The organism is Chitinophaga pinensis (assembly GCF_007896845.1).
Lineage (GTDB): Bacteria > Bacteroidota > Bacteroidia > Chitinophagales > Chitinophagaceae > Chitinophaga > Chitinophaga pinensis_C.
Map to the genome: position 1 here is coordinate 105103 of NZ_VOHS01000003.1, position 21552 is coordinate 126654.

Here is a 21552-nt window from a genome sequence, read left to right on the forward strand (position 1 = left end):
CATTCTTTAATCAGTATTATGAATAACATTATAGCGCGCATCGCGTTGTTCTTTTCCCTGCTGACAATAGTAGCCTGTGAAAATGACATCAATGCCATCATGAACATGGATAAGCAGCTGGCCGCCGTAGAGGAAGGTAAGGATATTGAGTCTATGTACAGTCAGACTGGCCGTGTAAAAGCCAAACTGACGGCCCCTACTATGCTCAGGCACCTGAAGCCGCCGGTATTCGTGGAATTCAATACCGGACTTAAAGTGCTGTTTTACAATGACACACTCGGAGTGGAAAGTACGCTGACTGCCCGTTATGGTAAATACTTCGAAAACGACGCCAACGTTTTCCTGAGAGATCACGTGGTGGTTATCAATAAGAAAGGAGAAAGACTGGATTGTGAAGAGTTAAACTGGGATTCCAAACAACAAAAGTTCCTTTCCAATAAACCGGTGCGTATCAGTACAGTAACTGACACATTATATGGTACCGGACTGGAATCAAATCAGGATTTTAGTGACTATACAGTACTGCATCCGAGTGGTCCGTTTGTGATTCAGGACAGCACAATGATGCAATAAGAGATAGCCTTTCAGGCCTTAACGACAACGGCCCGACATTGTATGATACAATGTCGGGCCGTTTCGCTTTAACCTATTTTTAACCTAAAATTTTGTCTCTATAAAAACGCAAGAACCATGCCATTAAGTATGTGGAAGTAGAAGGTTTTTTTATGATATAACAACTTAAGACCATCTGTTGTACATATGCTGTATTTCGTTGCATTCACACGGGAAATTGGGTGTTTTCACCAAATGGTGGTTTTGTGGTACTTATGAGCGGAATATATTTGCGCAGGTTTTTCATAGGATATGGTTTAAATTATTGGGCGGTAGTCTTACCTGCCCTTTTTTTATTCTGTTAATTTTCATAGATTTAGCTCCATGGATACAATCAACTGGGCAGATTTTGAAAAAATAGAGATTAGAGTAGGAACAATCATCGAAGTAGCCGATTTTCCCAGGGCTAAGCATCCTGCCTACCAGTTGACCATAGATTTTGGACCCGGACTGGGCATTAAACGTTCCTCCGCGCAAATCACCACGTTGTATCAGCAGGAAGAGCTGATCGGCAAACAGATTGTCGCCGTTGTTAATTTCCCCGTAAAACAGATTGCAAACTTCTTTTCCGAATGTCTGGTTTTAGGCGTTTATGGGAATGATAAGGAAGTCATCTTACTCCAACCAGACAAGACAGTGGCAAATGGCCTAAAAATCGGCTAAAACGCTAACTCCTTGATACTATATTCACTATTATATATGCAATAAATACAATTATATTTTAAGATAATATGATAATATTTAGTATATGATGGCTGACCTATCCAAACTGACCATTTTACGAACTAAAATATAACGTTCACGGAAATGGGAGGTTACCGCATGAGGGCCTGCTATATCTTTGGTTCAGGTTTTTCATAGGATATGGTTAAAATTATTACAAGGGCGGTATTCTTACCGCCCTTCTACTTTTAAAGCCGGTTTTGCCCCTTTTTCTCCTTCTTTTTAGCTAATACGCTTATAATCAATAAAAACATAAAAAACACCCCCTGAAAATGGGTATTTTTTCACCCGCAGATCCTTATACGTTCACCTTCTTTTTCTATACGTTCCCCAACTAAAATATAGCATTCACTAGAATGCCCTTTGCGTGTATGCAAAATACGCGCACCTTTGGTTCAGGTTTTTCAATAAAGATATGGTTAAAATTTTTCGGGGCTGTAGTCTTGCAGCCCCGTTTCTTTTTTAGAAACTCCACTCCTGCTACATTTCTCCTTATTTCATGATACCTTACCGTTGACGTTGCCTGATGGATTGCTCCTTATAGCATACCCTGCTTCCGGCCTTCTTCAGCTGCCTGAAGTCTCAAAACGTTAAACCGGAAAATTCATACGTTCACCGGAAAAAGACCCACGTTGAACCGGATCCCCCCTTTTCAGACATTCCCACTCATAAAACGGCCGGTCGAAACAATCCGACCAGCCGTATAAAAAGCTATTTACAGTGCGATTACTTTGTGAAGCTCTCAGGAAAAGGACGCTCCAGCAGGTTGCGATAAATGAAACGGTAGGCCTCGTTATCGCTATGTAGTGATTTAACACTTCTCCAGCCATGACGTTCGCCCGGATATACCATAAACTCAAAATGCTTGTTCAGGTTCTCCAGTTTATCTACCAGTTGAATACTGTTCTGCATGTGTACGTTATCATCCATAGTACCATGTACAATACGGATCAGCCCTTTATAGCGATCCGCATAGGTCATCGGAGATGTAATACGGTATCCTTCAGGATTCTCCTGTGGGGTATCCATATAGCGCTCTGTATAGTGGCTGTCATACAGCCGCCAGTCAGTTACCGCAAAATTGGCCATTCCATGGGTAAATACATCCGCACCATAGGTCAGGGCCATACAGGTCATATAACCGCCAAAACTGCCTCCCGTCATACAAATTTTGGTCGTGTCAGTCCATGGCTGTGATTTCAGCCAGTTTGCAGCGTCCATATAATCTTCGATCTCATGTTTACCCAGCTGGCGGTGTATATAATTCATACCCATCTTGCCCAGCTGACCGGAGCTACGGTTGTCTATCGCTACCTGAATGACGCCTTCTTCTGCCCACCATTGGGGAGTCAGTGACATCTTCCACGTATCATACACGGAGCCCGCATCCGGACCGCCATAAATACTGATCAGAATAGGGTATTTTTTGCCCTGTTCCATGTGTAAAGGCATAGTGATGGTCATGGGCAATTCCAGACCGTCACGGGTCTTATAATACTGTAATCTGGTCGTTGCCAGATTATATTGATCAAACTGATTGCCTTTGGCGTTACCCAGTTCACGGATCACTTTTCCTTTATTGTTCAGCAGCGCCATACGTGGAGGCGTAGCCAGATTGGAATAAGTGGTAATAAAATAGCTGCCGTTCGTACTCACATCTACCGAGTGCATATAATCACCGAAGGTCAGACGGGTAACCGCCCCGGTTTTCAGGCTCACCTGATACAGATCTGTACGTGGAGAAGCCTCCTTACGGGCCGTGAAATAGATCAGCTGCTGTTTATTATCGATCGAACGGATGTCCTTTACGGTCCAGCTGCCATCGGTCAGCTGCTTTTTCAGCGTACCATCCATATTATGCCAGTACAGGTGTGCCCAGCCGGATTTATCGCTTCTGAGGATAAATCCTTTGCCGTCTGCCAGAAATGGGATGGCATCATACCAGTCGATCCAGGTCTTCTGCTTTTCGTCATAGATCTCTTTCTTTTTCCCGGTATCCGGATCAATCTCATAGATCTTCAGATTGTCCTGTCCACGGTTCATCCATTGCACCCAAAGGCGTCCTTCCGGCGTAAAGAATGGTGCGCCAAAGTACTGGTCTTCATTTTCATTGAAATCTGACCAGAGGGTAGCGCCACCCCCAACAGGTACAGTACCTATTTTCACAGCAGGGTTGGTATCGCCGGCTTTTGGATAACGGGTGTTTTCCAGATAACCATGCTGACCTTTTTCACTGTAGATCGGGAATACAGGCACTTTGGAGTCATCAAAGCGCATATAAGCGATATAACGGCTGTCAGGGCTCCACCAGAAAGCACGATATTTAGAAGCGCGACCGAGGATCTCTTCATAGTATACCCAGGATGCCCAACCGTTATAGATAACATCAGAACCGTCAGTAGTATATCTGATCTCTTTTTTAGTGTTGATTTCCACCGCGTACAAGTCATTGCCGCGGGTGAAGGCTACATATTTTCCATCCGGAGAAAGTGTCGGATTTCTCTCCTGAGCAGTGTCACTGGTTAGCTGTGATTGCTGTCCTTGCGGGGAAGTATAGAACACGTCATTGTTGCGCACTTCTACAGTAGCGCCTTCCGGAGGAGTTACATAAGGTTCAGACTTGCCGGTGGCTGCATCTACTTTCCATGCCTTTGAAGCGCCTCCTTCTGTACGGTACTGGATGTAATGGGTATCGTCTGCCCATCCTTTGATATTTGGTAATGGTTGATAAAGGCCGGTTGCCTCTCCTTTGAATATCTGCCGGAACGTAAGGTCTTTCTTGTCCTGTGCCTGCAGACTCAGACCGAGCAGGCTCAGTGCGGTAAAACACACTGACCCGTAACGTGTTATATGCATAGTTTAGCTATTGTTGTAAGAAACAGCTAAAATAATTAAATAAAGAAAAGCTCAGTCTGAAATTACGGATGGATGGAGTAAAGCGGCTATTTTCCGGTATTACCGACAATGATTGCTCCGGCAAGCAATCCTACATCTTTCATAAACATTGTCAGTGAAGTCAGATCTTCAAATGCATGTGGTGTATGTACAAGTAGAATGACCAGAAAAATATAAATGCCAGCAGGTAACCGGCTAGCCTGACATAACGGTTGATAATAAAGGCTATACCTGCCAGCAGCAATGCCAGTCCGGTGATATATAACCAGATCTTTCCACCGGGAATGGGGACCGCCGCCACCATAATATCAGCATGTACAATGTGAATCAGGCCAAATAACACCATGACGATGCCGTAGAGGATAACAGCGAGTCTGGTAGGAATGAGTGCTTTCATACAGGCTGGGTTTACGCCAAAGGTAGCGCAATGTAATATATTGACAATGAAGGTGAAATGGACATGAGGTGGACTTGATGCGTACCTGATCAGTTATTGATGCAGAACGGGGCTTCTCCTGTAGCAGAGAAAGCCCCGTTTATATTGTCAGCAACCGGAATACGGTTGCGTGGTAATCAAAGCATTATACTGTTTTCTCAGGTTTCATCTGAGGGAAGAACAGTACATCCTGAATAGATGGCTGATTGGTCATGATCATGGTCAGACGGTCAATACCAATACCGATACCGGAAGTTGGCGGCATACCATATTCCAGTGCACGCAGGAAGTCGTAGTCGATATACATCGCCTCGTCATCACCACGTTCCATCAGTTTAACCTGATCTTCGAAACGTGCGCGCTGGTCGATAGGGTCGTTCAGCTCACTGTACGCGTTTGCCAGCTCTTTACCGTTAACCATCAGTTCGAAACGTTCTACCAGACCAGGTTTGCTACGGTGCTTTTTGGTCAGCGGACTCATTTCTACCGGATAATCCGTGATGAAGGTAGGCTGTACATAATGGTGCTCACATTTCTCACCAAAGATCTCATCTATCAGCTTGCCTTTACCCATGCTAGGCTTCACATAGATACCCAGTTGCACACAGGTTGCACGCAGCTGATCTTCATCCATATTGGTCACATCGATACCAGTATGCTCCAGAATAGCTTCAAACATCGTTACTCTGCGGAAAGGCGCTTTGAAGTTGATCACCTTCTCCCCAACAGTTACTTCAGTAGTACCATGAAGGGCGATAGCAATCTTTTCCAGCAGGGTTTCAGTAGTATCCATCATCCACTCGTAGTCCTTGTACGCAGCGTACATTTCCATTACGGTGAATTCCGGGTTGTGGGTACGGTCCATACCCTCGTTACGGAAGTCTTTCGCAAATTCATATACACCATCAAAACCACCTACGATCAGGCGTTTCAGGTACAGTTCATTCGCAATACGCATGTATAAAGGAATATCCAGTGCATTATGATGCGTCGTGAACGGACGGGCAGTTGCACCACCCGGGATCGGCTGCAGGATAGGTGTTTCCACTTCCAGATAGCCCATTTCGTTATAGAAATCACGGATGGTCTGCATGATGCGGGTACGTTTGATGAAAACGTCCTTCACCTGCGGATTTACGATCAGGTCTACATAACGCTGACGGTATTTAAATTCCGGATCGGTTACCGCGTCAAACACCTCTCCTTCTTTCTCACGCACTACCGGCAACGGACGGATAGATTTAGCAAGGAAATCCAGTTTGGTAACATGGATAGATAATTCTCCGGTTTTGGTGATAAAGGCATAACCTTTCACCCCGATAATATCGCCCAGATCAATTAATTTCTTGAATACGACGTCAAACATCGTCTTATCATCGCCTTCGCAGATATCGTCACGGCGGATATACACCTGTATCTGTGAGGTATGGTCCTGTATCTTCGCAAACGCCGCCTTTCCCATGTCACGCACAGCCATAATACGGCCGGCTATACAAACCTCCTTGAACTGGTCTTTGGTTTCCTCCGTATACAGGGCCTTTATATTGGCAGCCGTATTGTTCACCGGATATTTTTCCGCCGGATAAGGGTTGATGCCCAGTTTCTCCAGTTCCTGCAGTTTCTCCCTGCGTATGATCTCTTGCTCGGATAATTGTGTCATGTGTACTGATTACAATAATTGGAGTGCAAAAATAGTCGATTTAAAGGGTAAATGAGCGAAACACGGGTTTGGCATCAAATTTTCATTATGTATGAGGCCCCCAATCAGGGATTCATCAGCTTTAAAACACAAACAGGATGAAAACCATCATCGTACCTACAGACTTTTCCGCTACCGCCTATAATGCCGCCCGTTATGCACTGGGACTGGCAGCGCAGATGGGCACCGCCCGTATCCTGCTTTACCATGCTTACGAACTGATCGTGCCCATCCCCGATGTGCCGACCTCCATCCCCATGGTAGATCCCAATGAGCTGAAAGCCGCCAGTCTGGAAGGACTGGAACACATGAAGCAGGATCTGCTACCCATATTACCGGGTGGTGTGCAACTGGAATACCGGGCAGATAATAATCTGCTGGCAGCCAATATTGACACCCTCAGTAAAGAGGAAAGGGCTGATCTCATCATCATGGGCACTACCGGAGGCAGCCAGCTGGAAGAGATACTGATCGGTTCCAATACGATCGACGTGGTGAAACATACCTCCTGCCCTGTGATGATCATTCCTTCCAACGTCTCCTTTCAGCCGATAAAAAAGATCGTTTTTGCCTGCGATTTCAAAAAAGTAGGCACAGGCACGCCTATTTATCCTCTGAAACGACTATTGAACGTATTTGACGGAGAACTACATGTACTAAATATCGATAAGGAAGGAAAAGGCCTCGCCGGCGACACACCAGAAGCCAGTCTGTTGCTCGATACCCTGCTGGAAGGGCATCATCCTAAATATCATTTTATTGATCATCCGAATGTAGTACAGGGTATTATGGAGTTTGCAGATAAGGAAAAAGCCGATCTGATCATTACGATTCCCCGTAAACACGGACTGTTTGAAAGTATCTTCAAACGTAGTCGTACGGCTCAGCTGGCATTCCATACGCATATTCCTATGCTGGCAATACATGAATAAATACCGCTTGTCCTTCCATTAAACCTGGAGGGTTCTTTTTGTTCTAACTTTATAGTAGCGCTTCTAAATATTGTTACTATTTTGCATATAAAACCACAACAATCCAGTCTATGTACAAGAAACTATGCGTTCTATTATTATCAGGTATAGCTTTCGTGCCCGCTACCCAGGCACAACTGCTGAAGAAATTAGGTGAAGCAGCAAGCAATGCAGCTTCCAAAACCGGTACCTCCAATGTTACCCAGTCTGAAGCAGGCAGCGCAATCAAAGAAGCGCTGGCGAAAGGTGTAGCAAATGGTATCGCTAATCTGAACAAAACTGACGGCTTCTTCGGAAACGAACTTTATAAAATGTTGCTCCCGCCAGATGCGGTGAAAATCGGTAATACCCTCCGTGGTGTGGGTATGGGTGCGCAGGTAGATAAGGCGATCCTTTCTATCAACCGTGCTGCTGAAAAAGCAGTAGGTTATGCTGCCCCGATCTTTGTGGATGCGATCAAGGAAATGAGCATCACTGATGCCCTGAAACTGGTATCCGGTGGTAATAACTCTGCTACTGAGTACTTCAAAGGCAAAACAACTGACAAATTGAAAGCGGCCTTCTCTCCTGTGGTGAAAGGTTCACTGGATAGCACCAGCGCTACAAAATATTATGGCGATATCGTTAATGCGTACAACAAACTGCCAACTACCTTCAACAAAGCAAATCCTGATTTACAGGACTATGTAACAGGTATGGCCGTGACTGCGTTGTTTGACCAGATTGCGAAGGAAGAATCCAATATCCGCGCTAATCCTGCTGCAAGAACAACTGACCTGCTGAAGAAAGTATTCGGCAGCAGCACCAGCAAATAAAGGGTTGTTGAACTATTTATAAAAAAGCCTCGTATCATTGATACGAGGCTTTTTTATTGTAATGTATTTACGCAGACCTATTGTGCGCCGGCCAGTAATACCTGCCAGGCATCCTGTATGTGTCCTTTTTCCAGTAGTTGCTGTGCATGACGATGGAGTTCTTTTTCCATTTCATCAGGCGTGATACTGTAGTACTGAAAGATGTTTTTCAGATGATCATCTTCAAACGCCGGATCTATTTCCGGCTGTACATGTACGTTGGCCAGTTGCCCCAGATTATTGCCGGTAAGAATGCTGCTTTGTCTGATAGATAACGGCAGTGCATCTATACCGATCCCAAGTGATGTATTGGGCTTGGCTACTTCGAATACGGCTGCGCCGGATGCACGGCAATAATAATCGCCCCCCATACGGGCTACGAGGTCAATCTTATGCGGATCGATACTACCGGCTTCATTCAGGATCTCATCGTTAATATGGATCATGACTGCTTCACAGATGATCAGATTACCGGCGCCACCTTCTGTACCTTGTGTCAGTACTTCCTTCACTTTACATTCAAACTGCACAGGACTTTCTTTTACCCGGAAAGGTTTCACTATCTCAGCAGCGACAGGCGTAAATCCTGATTTCTCAAATTCATTGGTTCCCTTTGGATATTCACAGCTTGAAAGAGAGGCCTGTTGTACCATAGCATAGTTCACCACATTGATGACCACCTCCATTGTTTCAAGGATATTTTCCAACGTGTGTTTGGTAGTATTATCACGTACCCTGCGTGCAGGTGAAAAGATCAGCGTAACAGGGTTGCTGCCAAATATATTGAAGAAGCTGAAAGGTGACAGATTGGGTTTCCCCTCTTTGTCAACAGTGCTGGCAAAGCAGATGGGTCTCGGAGCAACAGCGCCCTGCAGATACCCCTGCAGCGCGGCTGTTGGCAACTGTCCTGGAATGATTTGCATGTACTTATATTATTTTTTCAACTGCAGAATGGAGAAGTCTGTTTCTTCTGCCACGATTGTATTTTTCAATGTACCCAGTCCGTCGATATCCATTTCGACTACATCGCCCGGTTGTAACCATTGTTCCTGATAATCAGGATTTTCGCGTTTGCCCGTGCCATTCAGTTCCAGAAAACAGCCGGTGCCTACAGTGCCGCTGCCGATCACATCTCCCGGATAGATATTAGCGCCATATGCACAACGTTCGATGATCTCTGCGAAGGTCCAGTCCATATCGCCCATGTTGCCTTCACTTACCTGTACGCCATTGACGCGGCAGGTCATCTTCAGATTATAATTATTGCCCGTATGACCCGGTTTTGCCGGAATGAGCAAGTGTTCCAGTTCATCAGGTGTTACCAGCATAGGACCTATCACGGTACTGAAGTCCTTGCCCTTGGCAGGTCCCAGATTGAGTTTCATTTCTTCCATCTGCAGGGTACGGGCGCTCATGTCGTTCATGATCATGAAACCGCCGATGTAATTATCTGCTTCTGCTGCCGGTATATTGCGACCAAATTTGCAGATAACAATCGCTGCTTCCAGTTCGAAGTCAAGTTTATCGAAATGGTCAGGCATGCATAATACATCACCGGGACCCTGTATCGCATTATGGTTAGTGAAGTAAAAGATCGGATACTGATCAAATTCAGGGATCATGTCTACACGACGGTTACGTCTTGCAGCAGCAACATGCTGTCTGAAAGCATAACCATCACGACAGGATGTAGGGGCTGGAACCGGTGCCAGTATTTCCACCGAATCGTAAGGGATCGGTGTGGCGGAACCTATATGTTTTCCGGCTTTCAGCTGTGCATCAATTTCAATTGCAAGATCTATTACTTCTTCCCATGATAGCAGGAACATCTGCATGTTGCCGGGCAGATTGGGGTGCAGATCCTGTGTGTTGTACAATTTATCGCCAATTAAGATGGCCAGGTGGTCAGCTTCATCCCGTAGATAACTAACAAGTTTCATAATAAGTAGTTGGTTCTGGTTGTATGATCTGTAAATATATGGCAATTAGAAATCAAGAGTTCAGAATCAGGAACCAGGAATTTATTCATCAATAGGCTTTAGGTATAATTAGAGGCGCCAATTGTTGGCAGACGGCATCAGTATATTGAATAAGATCTTTATCTCAGCCAGTTCCTGCGTCCCGGTTCCCGGTTCTTAATTGGATAGATTGTTGCCGGACAAATCCCCGGGATAATTATAGGGGAGATTGTGGTGACTGGCGTTTATTATCAGGGACAGATTGGTCTTGTACTGATAATTAAAATGATCTTGTGTATGCTGCTGAAGGTTGATATGGATAAATATAACAAGCAGATTTATCTGAGGATTTGTGAAGGTAGCTTAAGGAAATTCGATAAATTACGGTGTCATCTCATGACAAACGGACATTAAGTCCCCCCAATTACCCCTCAGGTGTCCTGATGGACTCAAATAGATATTCACATACCCGCCAAATGGATAAGATCGGCATAATATTGGCGGGAGCATTTTTTTCCGGCATAAGTAAGACAGATTTAGAACCAACATGTCATTCGTTTAGGCACTTATTTGCATTAAATAAAGGAGTTATGAAGTTTGATAAGATTAAGAACAAGGGACAGGCGAGATTATTTGAAAGCAGGTATCTGGAGATGCTCACCAAAACACACCCCCTGGTTATCTGGGCGATGTACATCCCCATCATCGGTTACATGCTATTTTACAGTTACGACACACTCGGATTCAGTATTACCCGCGTGGTTACTATTTTTCTGGGTGCAATGTTTTTCTGGACTTTATTTGAATACCTGATGCACCGCTATTTGTTCCATTTCAGTAGCGAGAATCCGAAAGTAAGGCGATTCATCTATGTTATGCATGGCAATCATCATGAATACCCGCGTGACAAACAACGTTTATTCATGCCGCCCGTGCCGAGCCTGATTCTGGCTTCGGTGATTTTCAGCGCGCAGTATATTTTTCTCAGGGAGTACACTTTTATGTTCTTCCCCGGTTTTATGCTGGGATACCTGATATATGGCAGCATGCACTATGCAATCCATGCATGGAATCCGCCGGCGAAGTTCCTGAAGCCTTTATGGCGTAATCACCATCTGCATCACTATAAAGGTGACGAGAAAGGATTCGGTGTAAGCTCGAGTATCTGGGACTATATCTTCGGTACCAGCTTTGATCTGGAAAAAGAAAAAGAAGACAAGGAGAAAGTAAGGGAACTGATGTTCAATAAATAATCCTGTTTACCATTTCTCCTCTCCGTCATCGGGAGGAGGCTGGCTATATTTTTTACGGGAAAGGATCTTTTCCTGTTGCCTTTCTATCAGCAGTGCAGCTATCTTTCTATAGACACCGGGTGTCAGGTCAGCCTCCAGTACCTGCCGGATACTGAATTCAGACACATCTACCTTATAAAGCAGCAGCACAAATTGTTGAAAGTCAGAACTGATCAGCTGTTCAAGCTTTTCAGCCAGTGCTTCTTCCAGTTGATCGTAGGTCAGACCGGCGATCATTGGCAGACCCGCATCAGCTGATATCTGTTGGGCAGTTTCCGGAAGTAATTGCATCATACAGCACAAAAATAAAAAGGTCCGCCATTAGCGGACCTTTTCTTTATTATTTCATTTGTTTGATCTTGTAGGAGGAGTTGGTGACTATCTTCACCGGCACCTTGATATCTTTCTTGATACGTTTGGCTTTGTTGGCCTTATAGGTGTATGTACCATTCATTTCCGTATTCTGTGCACAGATGCTTGGTAAGCCTGTGTTACGGTCTATCAGATAATTGGTCATGATATCGCCGTCCACTTCTGCGGTAGCAGTGATACCATCTTCGATGGTGAAAGTCTCTACTTTGTTGGTATGTACTTTACCGGTGCCGGAGATCTTGGCCGTCTGGGCATCCCATGTCTGCAGGTTCCAGTAAAGATCTATATCCCCGACTAGTCCTGTGCGGATAGGTACGGTTTCTTCCCAGCGGGTACCTGTTTTGATACTACGTACCGGATAGATCACCAGTAATTGTTCCAGCCAGGTACGGAAAGCGGCTGTTCCAAACTGGTCTTTCATCAGTTTCTTATATGCTTCTCTTTCATCTTCCTTCAGACTGGAGAAGGTAGCGCTGGCTTTATCCAGCAGTTCATCCAGACCGGTGATTTTATTGATAAATCCGGAGCCCGAGATATCGACAGTGAAGGGATGGTCTATGATACTTTTTAGTGCAGCCTGAAATGGTTCTTTATCGTTAGGAACACCGGCATCCACCAGAATGTTCTGATTTTTGGCGTTGAAGTTGAATTTCAGTTCTTTATACCTGAATTCGAGATAGAAGTGTCCGTCGCTCACATCTGCTACCTGAATACTGATACTGTTATTAAAATCGCGGGATACACGTTGCATAATATCATCTACGGTCGTGTATGTCTCGCTGCGGCTTTCCTGTTTCAGTTCAAACTGTTGGCCTTTCTGAAAATTGTAGGCAAGGTCTACATAATCTCTTTTTTCTTCCTGATTCTGGGCTGTTGCCGGAAGTGCCAGCACGGCGCCCATTGCCATTGACACCAAAAATCGCTTCATCATTGCGCTATATTTATTAAACATACTTTTCAATTACTCCCAGGCCGAACAATGCGAAGTCGTATTTCGCCGGGTCCAGTGGGTCCAGCTGCCTGAGTTGCTCGGTAAGGGCGATCGCCGTTTTCCAGTCAGATTTTGCGGCGGGAATCAAACCCAGTCTGGTGGCCACTCTACCTACATGGACATCCACAGGACATACTAATTGTGATGGCTGGATATGCTCCCATAATCCAAAATCCACGCCATTTTCGTCCTTTCTCACCATCCAGCGAAGGTACATATTCAATCTTTTACAGGCAGAATTTCTCGCAGGAGTGGAAATATGCTTACGTGTACGTTCCGGGTGCTCCGGCAGGAAAAACATGTGGTGGAATCCGCGCAGGGCGTTTTCGATGGTATCGTCTTCTGGTGTAATATGCCCGCTGAAAGCGAATTCAAGAGAAGTAATGTCGTTGTAATATCCCTGCAGGAACTCTACAAAATACATCAGGTCCACACCGTTGAAAGTGCGGTGGCAGAACTGAAGGAGTTTCATCCGTTCTCTGGGCTTATGGTTTTTGATGAAGTCATAAGGGGCATTGTCCATCAGCTTCAGGAGCTCCGTGCACTTATTGATGATCGTGGTTCGGTTGCCCCAGGCCAGTATGGCTGCGAATAAACCTGAAATTTCAATATCCTGAAGTTGGGTAAATCTGTGCGGTATGCTTATCGGGTCGCCTGGAATAAAGTCAGGATGGTTGTATTGTACTGTTTTTGCGTCCAGAAAGGCCTTCAGTTGGTCAAATTTCATAATGGTCTGCTCGGTTTTGTGCTGATTGTGTCGGGAGTGCATTACTCTGGCTGCCCGAAAAATAAGCAAAGATGTTCATACTATATCAATTTATATAGATAACGGATTATATATTATAGTTAATTGATAATGAGTATTTGTGAGTATTTTTTGTTGTAATTACCGGTCAACAAGGCTTCCAGACTCATTGGTTTATTATTTAAAAGCATGTTAATTATACATTTATAGGCCGCATAGTGTTGACCCGGGATGCATTTTTTGTCTTTTTCAGGCGTCTGACAGTGAATCAGTTATTGCAGAGTATGGCTGAATTTACCATAAAATAAAAATGCAGGCACAAACGCGTAGGTACTACGGCGTTCGTGCCTGCATCAGGAATATTGGTCTCCTGTTATCTTATCCGATTGCTTTGGACAGATCGGCGATCAGGTCTTCTGCATCCTCAATGCCTACACTCAGGCGGATGAGGGAGTCTACCAACCCATTTGCGATTCTTTCTTCGCGTGGGATGGAGGCATGGGTCATACTGGCCGGGTGTCCTATCAGCGACTCCACTCCTCCCAGTGATTCTGCCAGAGAAAACAGATGGGTACCACTCAATACTTTGAAGGCAGCTTCCTGACTATCATCTTTCAGGGTGAAGGAGATCATTCCTCCAAAGCCTCTCATCTGCTGTTTGGCAATATGATGGTTAGGATGGTCTTCAAATCCACACCAGTATACTTTCGCCACTTTCGGATGCTGGCGGAGGAATTGGGCGATGATCGCACCATTTTCACAATGGCGCTGCATACGTACATGCAGGGTTTTGAGTCCGCGTAATACGAGGAAGCAGTCCTGCGGACCCGGTACCGCACCACAGCTGTTTTGTATGAAATAGAGTTGTTTCGCGAGTTCTTCTTCTTTTACAACGATTGCGCCGTGTACTACATCGCTATGACCACCAAGGTATTTGGTCGCGCTGTGTACAACGATATCTGCACCCAGATCCAGTGGATTTTGCAGATACGGAGAGGCGAAAGTGTTATCTACACAAAGTAACAGCTTGTTTTCCTTTGCAATCTTTGCGCTGGCAGCAATATCGATGATATTCAGCAGCGGATTGGTCGGTGTTTCTATCCAGAGCAGTTTTGTGTTTTTGTTGACATACTGCCGGATATTTTCTGCATCCTGCATGCCAATGAAATGGAACTTAATGCCGTAGCGTTCAAATATTTTGGTGAATATGCGATACGTGCCACCATAAAGGTCGTTGGAGGCAATTACTTCATCACCGGGTTGCAGTAGTTTCATGACTGCATCAGTAGCGGCCAGACCACTACCGAAGGAAATACCGTATTTACCATTTTCAATGGCAGCCAGTGCATTCTGTAACGCATCACGGGTGGGGTTTTGCGTACGGGCGTATTCATATCCTTTATGATCTCCCGGTGCGTTCTGCACATACGTGGATGTCTGAAAAATCGGGGTCATGATTGCCCCGGTTGAAGGATCAGGGGTAACGCCTGCGTGTATAAGTTTAGTTCCCAGCTTCATTCCTGAAATATTTTAGTATTTAGACGATTCTATTCGACAGTTCCAAAGGTACTAATTCCGGCATTCCGGCGCCGGTTCGCCCCTTTATTTATACAAGGTCTTAGCTATCAAATCAGATACAAAAAAATACAAATAAGTACTTCTACGCAGATGCAGGCTGAAGTATAAATACGGGCCATGGTGGCCGTTTTTGTCCTTTATCGCTTTTAAAAATCACTTTACGGATGAAATCGCCACTTTCACGAACAAAATTTGTTCACTCAGCCGAAACCGTAGTTTCCGCGCAGTTATTCGAACTACATTTGAAAAGGTTTTTCATAGGATATGGTTAAAATTCGTGGGCGGTAGTCTTACCGCCTATTTTATTACTAAAAACAAAGAGAGCGGAAGTGCATACTCCCGCTCTCTTTACTTTTATATGAACTGCTTTTTGTTATTTCTTTTTACCGGTAGCAGGTGCTTTGTCTGACCATTTGATAGGCAGGCTTACGCTGGTAGTATCCCAGGCTACTACGAGGTTAGCGCCATAGTCTGCTTTTTCGAATACAATGCTGAATGGTTCAACTGGTGTGCTCAGTTTTACAACAGGTACATCTGCTCTTGCCACGTCTTTCTTTTCATCATATTTGAAAGCGCCCCAGATATCAGTTTCACGGTTCACGATCATGGTCCATTTCTGTTCACCTAATATCGCGTACATGGTATAACGGCCTTTAGGGATATTCTTACCACCAATATTCACCGGACGATAGAATTCTATTTCAGTGGCCTCGTTGGCGCCCAGACGATAGATTTCGCCGTAAGCTTCCAGTTCACCAAAGATCTTTCTGCCTTTCTTTTGCGGACGGCTATAAATAACACGCGCTACAAGTGCGCCGGGTTCGCCTTTCACCTTCACCACATAGGGATACATTACTGGATAGTATGCCATGTCCATAGGGCTCGCATCAAGAGGCGGCATCTTTTTGTCCTGGGCATTGGTGGTCAGGCTGGTGAGACCTGCTATAACGATAAGCAGCATTAAGCGGAGTAAACTTTTCATTGTTGGCTATCAATTCAGTTTGTTACAAAATATGTGCAAACCTACGATTTAATGCGGGTATGTTTTAACGAATGCAACCAATTCAGGAAAGAATGTTTTGTAATGAACAGCCAGTTCACCGTAATGCTGTTTAAGTACTTCAAATGGTGCATCAGCCGTGACTTCGAGGAATTTAGCCCGGTGTACAATACCGCTGAAGCTCTTATAAATACCGTCCATAAGCCGGTAACCATACAACCAGTTATGTTGCTTCATGTGATGGAAAACCTGCTGAAATACAGGCGGTAGTATTTCATGTTGCTGTGCAACAGTACGGTATATCTGTTGGGTGAAAGCAGATAAAGATTGTTCTGTAAAAATGCTGGTATCTGTGGCAAGGAAATGATCATAAACGATATCAATAAAGACGGCACTGTATCGTCCGCAGGATGCCTGAAAGTATTCTCTGGCTGCCAGTGTCACCGGATGTGTATCAGTAAAGGTGTCAATTGCACGATGCAGCTGTATGCCTTGCTGAATACCGGGATCGTATTCCTGCCAGTGTTTGCCTTTCACATAATCAGCTATCATATTGCCCACTATCAGGGACTGATCATTGAAAGAAAGATATGCGTGGGCCAGGTAGTTCATATACTGAAGATAAAATAAACTTTGCACCTGCCATCGTTTGCATACAGGGAAACAGTTGTTATGACACAATATTATTAGCTTGTTAACAGAATGGTTACGACAGATGAAATGTACTGTTAGCAATGGATTGCAGAAGATTTAAGAGATCCTGTAAAGGGCTTATTTATGATGAAATAACACGGCATATAAGGACATTCAACCGTATATATTAACCGCTCATCGTTACACTGTCCAGTTTAACAAAAGCTTAACGTGGCTGCTTGCAACAATCGTCGTTTCAGTGCAACATCTGTATGGCAAAGGAAGTATATGAAAAGACATGGTAAGTTGAATATGATTCTGTTATAGATGCGAATTACCAATTAATCTAGCGTCTCCATTTAACACAAAGCATTTGACCACGCCCCATTCTTGCATGTACCTTTACATCACAAAACCAAACCAAAAAGTTTCCGCCATGAAACCGATCAAATCAATTAACCTCAGTGCACCTGCGGGTGCTACACGGCTGTCTTTCGGCCGTATCAGGAGCATGCTCCTTTTATTTGTTGCCGCTCTTCTTTTCAGTACACAGCTCAGCTTTGCAGCCACCAAGGAAATGGAGGCAAGCAGTAAGTTGAAAAATGCACTCAGCAAAGAATTTTCCGGCGCTTCAGATGTGAAATGGTATAGCGAAGACAACAAAACGTTTATGGCCAAATTCACATTGAAAGAACGTAATGTGACTGCTTACTTCGACAAGGAAGGTACGCTGCTGGCTACCCGTCGCTACATTGCAGAAGAACATCTGCCAATGGCTGTGACCAACAAACTGGCAAAACGTTACCCGAATGAAAAAGTACGCTGGGTAGTAGAATTCGAAAGCGATGGTAACACCGTTTACTATGTAACACTGGAAGGCGACAAAACCTGGAAAGTGATTAAATCAAGCGCGGGTGGCGACATGAGTGTACACCAGCACCTGAAAAAAGTGTAGACATCAGTTCATCAGTTGAAAGTCCATAGTCAAGGTAGTCCATAGTAGCGACAGCTATTATGGGCTATTTTTTTTAATTCATTACCTTTGCGGTTCTTAGGGATTTTAAACTATTTAAACGGACATGAATAAAGGGCCTATTTCTCAATTTATCCAGCACCACTACCGCCACTTTAACGCGGCTGCACTGGTGGATGCTGCCAAGGGATATGAAACACATTTACTGGAAGGCGGTAAAATGCTGGTATCTCTTGCAGGTGCTATGAGTACTGCCGAGTTGGGCATCTCCTTCGCGGAAATGATCCGCCAGGGTAAAGTAGATATCATCTCCTGTACAGGCGCTAACCTGGAGGAAGATATCATGAACCTGGTAGCTCATACACACTACAAAAGGGTTCCTAACTACCGTGACCTGAGCCCCCAGGAAGAATGGGACCTGCTGCAGGATGGTTTTAACAGAGTAACTGATACCTGTATTCCGGAGGAAGAAGCTTTCCGCCGTATACAGGAACATATCCACAAAATCTGGAAAGACGCTGACGATAAAGGCGAACGTTACTTCCCGCATGAGTATATGTACAAACTCCTGCTGAGCGGCGTAATGAAAGAGCACTACGAGATCGATCCAAAGAATAGCTGGATGCTCGCTGCTGCTGAACGTAATATTCCGATCGTTGTACCGGGATGGGAAGATAGCACCATGGGTAACATCTTCGCTTCTTACATCATCAAAGGTGAACTGAAAGCATCTACCATGAAGAGTGGTATCGAGTACATGGTATGGCTGGCAGACTGGTACCGTAACAATTCTTCTGGTAAAGGCGTAGGCTTCTTCCAGATCGGTGGCGGTATCGCGGGTGACTTCCCGATCTGCGTGGTGCCAATGATGTATCAGGATCTGGAATGGCATGATGTACCTTTCTGGGGTTATTTCTGCCAGATCTCTGACTCCACTACCTCTTATGGTTCTTACTCCGGTGCTGTACCTAACGAGAAGATCACATGGGGTAAACTGGATATCAACACACCAAAATTCATCGTTGAATCTGACGCTACTATCGTAGCTCCACTCATATTTGCTTATCTGCTCGGCTGGTAAGTGCTGATGCCGCAAGGCAAATGCAAAGACAAACGCTGATCACCACATTTTTGTGGTGCTCGGCGTTTTGTCTTTTATAAGGGTATTACTTTTAATGCGAAAAGCGTATATTGTACCCTTATAACTTCCAAAAATGAAAAACATATTTCCACTATTAACAGTGGCGGCCGCAGTTAGTTTCAGCGCCTGCCAGTCTGGTACAAAAACCGATAATAATTCAGCAGATAGTATGAGTACCAAACAAGACAGTCTTTCTCAGGGCCAGATATCAGACGCCAGATTTGATACCACCATCGATGGCAAACAGGTGAAACTATATCACCTGAAAGGAAAAGGAAACATACAGGTAGCCATTACCAACTATGGCGCGAAGATCGTAAGCCTCCTCGCCCCTGATAAACAGGGACAGCTGGCAGACGTAGAACTGGGTTACGATAACGCAGCTCAGTACGTAAGCACCAAGGAAAGATATTATGGCGGTATCGTTGGTCGTTATGGTAACCGTATCGCCAAAGGTAAGTTCAAAGTGGATGGTAAAGAGTATACCCTCGCTACCAACAACGGTGTCAATCACCTGCACGGTGGTAAAGTGGGTTTCAATGATGTGGTATGGGATGCCGAACAGCCAAATGATTATACCCTGAAACTGCATTATGTATCAAAAGATGGTGAAGAAGGATACCCGGGCAATCTGGATATCACACTGACTTACGAACTGACAGACAGCAACGAAGTAAAGATCGATTATAAAGCCACTACCGATAAAGCAACTGTGGTAAACCTGACCAACCACTCTTTCTTTAACCTGCATGGTGCTGGTAATGGCGATATCAATGATCATATCATGTATATCAATGCCGATAAGTTTACACCGGTTGACAGTACCCTGATCCCGACAGGTAAACTGCAGGCTGTAAAAGGTACTCCGATGGACTTTACCACACCAACCAAAATCGGTGAAAGAGTGGATGCTGATTTCGAACAGCTGAAATTCGGTAAAGGATATGATCACAACTATGTACTGAACAAAAAAGGAAAAGAATTGTCATTGGCAGCTACTGTAGAAGAGCCAACAAGTGGCCGTACTCTCGAAGTATGGACAACTGAACCTGGCGTACAGTTCTACGGTGGTAACTTTTTGGATGGTACCGACAAGGGTAAAGAAGGTAAGAGCTATGTACACCGCGGTGCGTTCTGCCTGGAAACACAGCACTTCCCTGATTCACCGAATCAGCCTGCATTCCCATCAGTAGTACTGAAACCGGGAGAGACTTATACTTCTACCTGTGTGTATAAGTTTGGGGTGAAATCTTAGTGGATTACATCTGCTCCTGACCGGAGTTTTTAGAGATATAAGCATAAGGGTGTCTGCTGTATGGCAGACACCCTTTGCTTTTTGCCCTTACAGGGTCGGGTTACTTTGTCCATTTGTTCAGGTGCTGCCATTACACCCTTACTACAGGCTCATTGTGCCGTTAATCGCTCGTTCATGGACGAAGCAATAGCAATGTAATCAGCTTGTAGTAACGTTATTCAACGAATCTATATCGGGGAAACAGACTCAGAAAAAGAGGTCTGAAGCAATACCGTCAGCAAAAAGACGGCCTTCCGGTGTCAGGATCAGGGTGTCATTGCGGAGTATCATCCAGCCTTTGTCGATGAAAGTGCGGGACATTTTCAGCAGGATATCCCGTTTGTCAGTGCCAAAACGCTCAGCTACTACCGGAAGAATACAGCCCTGCGAGGTGCGTAAGGTAGTCATAATGTACTCATTGAGCATCATGACAGGTGTCAGCTCTTCCAGTTCAAAAGGAACCTTGTCTTCCTGCAGACTTTTGATATACAATGCATTGTTAGCAATGTTCCACTGGCGGGAGTCGCCATTGAAAGAATGGGCGGAGGGGCCTAATCCCAGATAGGGTTGTCCCTGCCAGTAACTGCTGTTGTGCCGGGAATGCCAGCCGGGAAGGGCGAAGTTGGATATCTCGTAATGCTCATAGCCGGCTTTGGCCGTCCATTGCATCAATTGCTCGAAATGACGTGCGGCTTTATCTGAGTCAACCGCAGCTACTTTCTTTTTCCGGATAAACTGGTCCAATGCAGTGCCGGGTTCAACCGTCAGGGCATAGCAGGAAAGATGTTGTACACCCAGATCGATGGCCTGTTGCACATTGGCGGCCCATCCTTCGTCGGTAAGCGTTGGTCCGCCATATATCAGGTCAATAGTCAAATTGTCAAAACCGGCTGCTTTTGCATGGTGGATGCATTGTAAGGCCTGTTGACTGTCATGTGCGCGGTTCATCCAGCGCAGATCCGGTTCATGAAAGGACTGTATACCAATACTCAGGCGATTGATACCTGCTGCGCGGAGGGCGTCCAGTTTTTCCGGGGAAAGATCATCCGGATTGGCTTCCAGAGTAATCTCTGCATCAGGATTGACGGGAAAGGTGTCGCGCAGTTTATTGAGCAGCAGCTGTATGTCTGCCTGCGGAAGCATGCTTGGCGTACCACCACCGAAATAAATACTGCTGACCGGTGCTCCGGAAAGATAATTGTGCTGTAAATCTATTTCCCTTAAAAGTTGCTGCACCAGTGCTGGTTGCTGCGACAATGAAGTAGAAAAATGGAAGTTACAATAGTAACAAGCCTGCTTACAAAACGGAATATGTAGATAAATACCTGCCATCTGAAAAAAAGAGTATGCCGGTACAGACCGGTAAGCCCTGAAAATAAATTGAG

20 protein-coding genes are annotated in these 21552 nt (G+C 44.9%); 8 read left to right on the top strand and 12 right to left on the bottom strand.

Going from position 1 to position 21552, the window contains the following annotated elements; translation table 11 throughout:
* Positions 1-18: 18 nt before the first annotated feature.
* Entirely contained in the window at positions 19-573 is a 555-nt protein-coding gene (gene lptC / locus FEF09_RS03910) for an LPS export ABC transporter periplasmic protein LptC (RefSeq protein ID WP_146303895.1), read from the top strand.
* Between the two features lie 363 nt (positions 574-936).
* Positions 937-1275, top strand: a complete 339-nt coding sequence (locus tag FEF09_RS03915) for a tRNA-binding protein (protein ID WP_146303896.1) — start codon at positions 937-939, stop codon at positions 1273-1275.
* Positions 1276-2061: 786 nt separating this feature from the next.
* Here FEF09_RS03915 and FEF09_RS03920 read toward each other — a convergent pair.
* The 3 genes from FEF09_RS03920 to lysS all read right to left on the bottom strand — a co-directional run bounded on the left by FEF09_RS03920 (position 2062) and on the right by lysS (position 6326).
* Positions 2062-4191 (bottom strand): S9 family peptidase, encoded by a 2130-nt coding sequence (locus FEF09_RS03920; protein ID WP_146303897.1) that lies wholly within the window; start codon positions 4189-4191, stop codon positions 2062-2064.
* Positions 4192-4351: 160 nt separating this feature from the next.
* Positions 4352-4627, bottom strand: a complete 276-nt coding sequence (locus tag FEF09_RS03925) for a hypothetical protein (RefSeq protein WP_146303898.1) — start codon at positions 4625-4627, stop codon at positions 4352-4354.
* Between the two features lie 184 nt (positions 4628-4811).
* Positions 4812-6326, bottom strand: a complete 1515-nt coding sequence (gene lysS, locus FEF09_RS03930; protein WP_146303899.1) for a lysine--tRNA ligase — start codon at positions 6324-6326, stop codon at positions 4812-4814.
* Between the two features lie 137 nt (positions 6327-6463).
* On the opposite strand from lysS, the gene FEF09_RS03935 reads away from it, so the two are divergent.
* Together FEF09_RS03935 and FEF09_RS03940 are read left to right on the top strand one after the other, a co-directional pair.
* Positions 6464-7297, top strand: coding sequence for a universal stress protein (locus tag FEF09_RS03935; RefSeq protein WP_146303900.1), 834 nt, complete (start codon positions 6464-6466; stop codon positions 7295-7297).
* A 110-nt stretch (positions 7298-7407) separates the two neighbouring features.
* The gene (locus tag FEF09_RS03940) at positions 7408-8151 is read left to right on the top strand and encodes a DUF4197 domain-containing protein (protein ID WP_146303901.1); all 744 of its coding nucleotides are present in this window, start codon (positions 7408-7410) and stop codon (positions 8149-8151) included.
* Between the two features lie 77 nt (positions 8152-8228).
* Here the strand turns inward: FEF09_RS03940 and FEF09_RS03945 are convergent, their stop codons facing one another.
* Positions 8229-9113, bottom strand: a complete 885-nt coding sequence (locus FEF09_RS03945; RefSeq protein ID WP_146303902.1) for a flavin reductase family protein — start codon at positions 9111-9113, stop codon at positions 8229-8231.
* A 9-nt stretch (positions 9114-9122) separates the two neighbouring features.
* The gene (locus tag FEF09_RS03950) at positions 9123-10130 is read right to left on the bottom strand and encodes a fumarylacetoacetate hydrolase family protein (protein ID WP_146303903.1); all 1008 of its coding nucleotides are present in this window, start codon (positions 10128-10130) and stop codon (positions 9123-9125) included.
* Between the two features lie 608 nt (positions 10131-10738).
* Here FEF09_RS03950 and FEF09_RS03955 point away from each other — a divergent pair.
* On the top strand, positions 10739-11401 hold the full coding sequence (locus FEF09_RS03955) for a sterol desaturase family protein (protein ID WP_146303904.1): 663 nt from the start codon (positions 10739-10741) through the stop codon (positions 11399-11401).
* 6 nt (positions 11402-11407) lie between these two features.
* Here the strand turns inward: FEF09_RS03955 and FEF09_RS03960 are convergent, their stop codons facing one another.
* From FEF09_RS03960 to FEF09_RS03985, 6 genes are all read right to left on the bottom strand, one after another.
* Positions 11408-11734: a hypothetical protein gene (locus FEF09_RS03960; protein ID WP_146303905.1), complete on the bottom strand. Its 327-nt coding sequence runs from the start codon at positions 11732-11734 to the stop codon at positions 11408-11410.
* 46 nt (positions 11735-11780) lie between these two features.
* Positions 11781-12743: a DUF6263 family protein gene (locus FEF09_RS03965; RefSeq protein WP_146303906.1), complete on the bottom strand. Its 963-nt coding sequence runs from the start codon at positions 12741-12743 to the stop codon at positions 11781-11783.
* 13 nt (positions 12744-12756) lie between these two features.
* Entirely contained in the window at positions 12757-13530 is a 774-nt protein-coding gene (locus FEF09_RS03970; RefSeq protein ID WP_146303907.1) for a TIGR02757 family protein, read from the bottom strand.
* A gap of 396 nt (positions 13531-13926) precedes the next feature.
* A complete protein-coding gene (locus FEF09_RS03975; RefSeq protein ID WP_146303908.1) occupies positions 13927-15066 on the bottom strand; it encodes a cystathionine gamma-synthase in 1140 nt (379 codons plus the stop codon).
* A 433-nt stretch (positions 15067-15499) separates the two neighbouring features.
* Entirely contained in the window at positions 15500-16108 is a 609-nt protein-coding gene (locus tag FEF09_RS03980) for a DUF2911 domain-containing protein (protein ID WP_261387320.1), read from the bottom strand.
* A 48-nt stretch (positions 16109-16156) separates the two neighbouring features.
* On the bottom strand, positions 16157-16738 hold the full coding sequence (locus FEF09_RS03985; RefSeq protein ID WP_146303909.1) for an ACP phosphodiesterase: 582 nt from the start codon (positions 16736-16738) through the stop codon (positions 16157-16159).
* 457 nt (positions 16739-17195) lie between these two features.
* Here FEF09_RS03985 and FEF09_RS03990 point away from each other — a divergent pair, with 457 nt between their 5' ends.
* The 3 genes from FEF09_RS03990 to FEF09_RS04000 all read left to right on the top strand — a co-directional run bounded on the left by FEF09_RS03990 (position 17196) and on the right by FEF09_RS04000 (position 20128).
* Positions 17196-17714, top strand: a complete 519-nt coding sequence (locus tag FEF09_RS03990; RefSeq protein WP_146303910.1) for a hypothetical protein — start codon at positions 17196-17198, stop codon at positions 17712-17714.
* 124 nt (positions 17715-17838) lie between these two features.
* Complete coding sequence (locus FEF09_RS03995; RefSeq protein ID WP_146303911.1) at positions 17839-18813, top strand: deoxyhypusine synthase family protein; 975 nt, start codon at positions 17839-17841, stop codon at positions 18811-18813.
* A 133-nt stretch (positions 18814-18946) separates the two neighbouring features.
* A complete protein-coding gene (locus FEF09_RS04000; protein WP_146303912.1) occupies positions 18947-20128 on the top strand; it encodes an aldose epimerase family protein in 1182 nt (393 codons plus the stop codon).
* 246 nt (positions 20129-20374) lie between these two features.
* Here the strand turns inward: FEF09_RS04000 and hemW are convergent, their stop codons facing one another.
* Positions 20375-21499 carry a radical SAM family heme chaperone HemW gene (hemW, locus tag FEF09_RS04005; protein WP_146303913.1) on the bottom strand — a complete coding sequence of 375 codons (1125 nt, stop codon included), beginning with the start codon at positions 21497-21499 and terminating at the stop codon, positions 20375-20377.
* Positions 21500-21552: the final 53 nt, after the last annotated feature.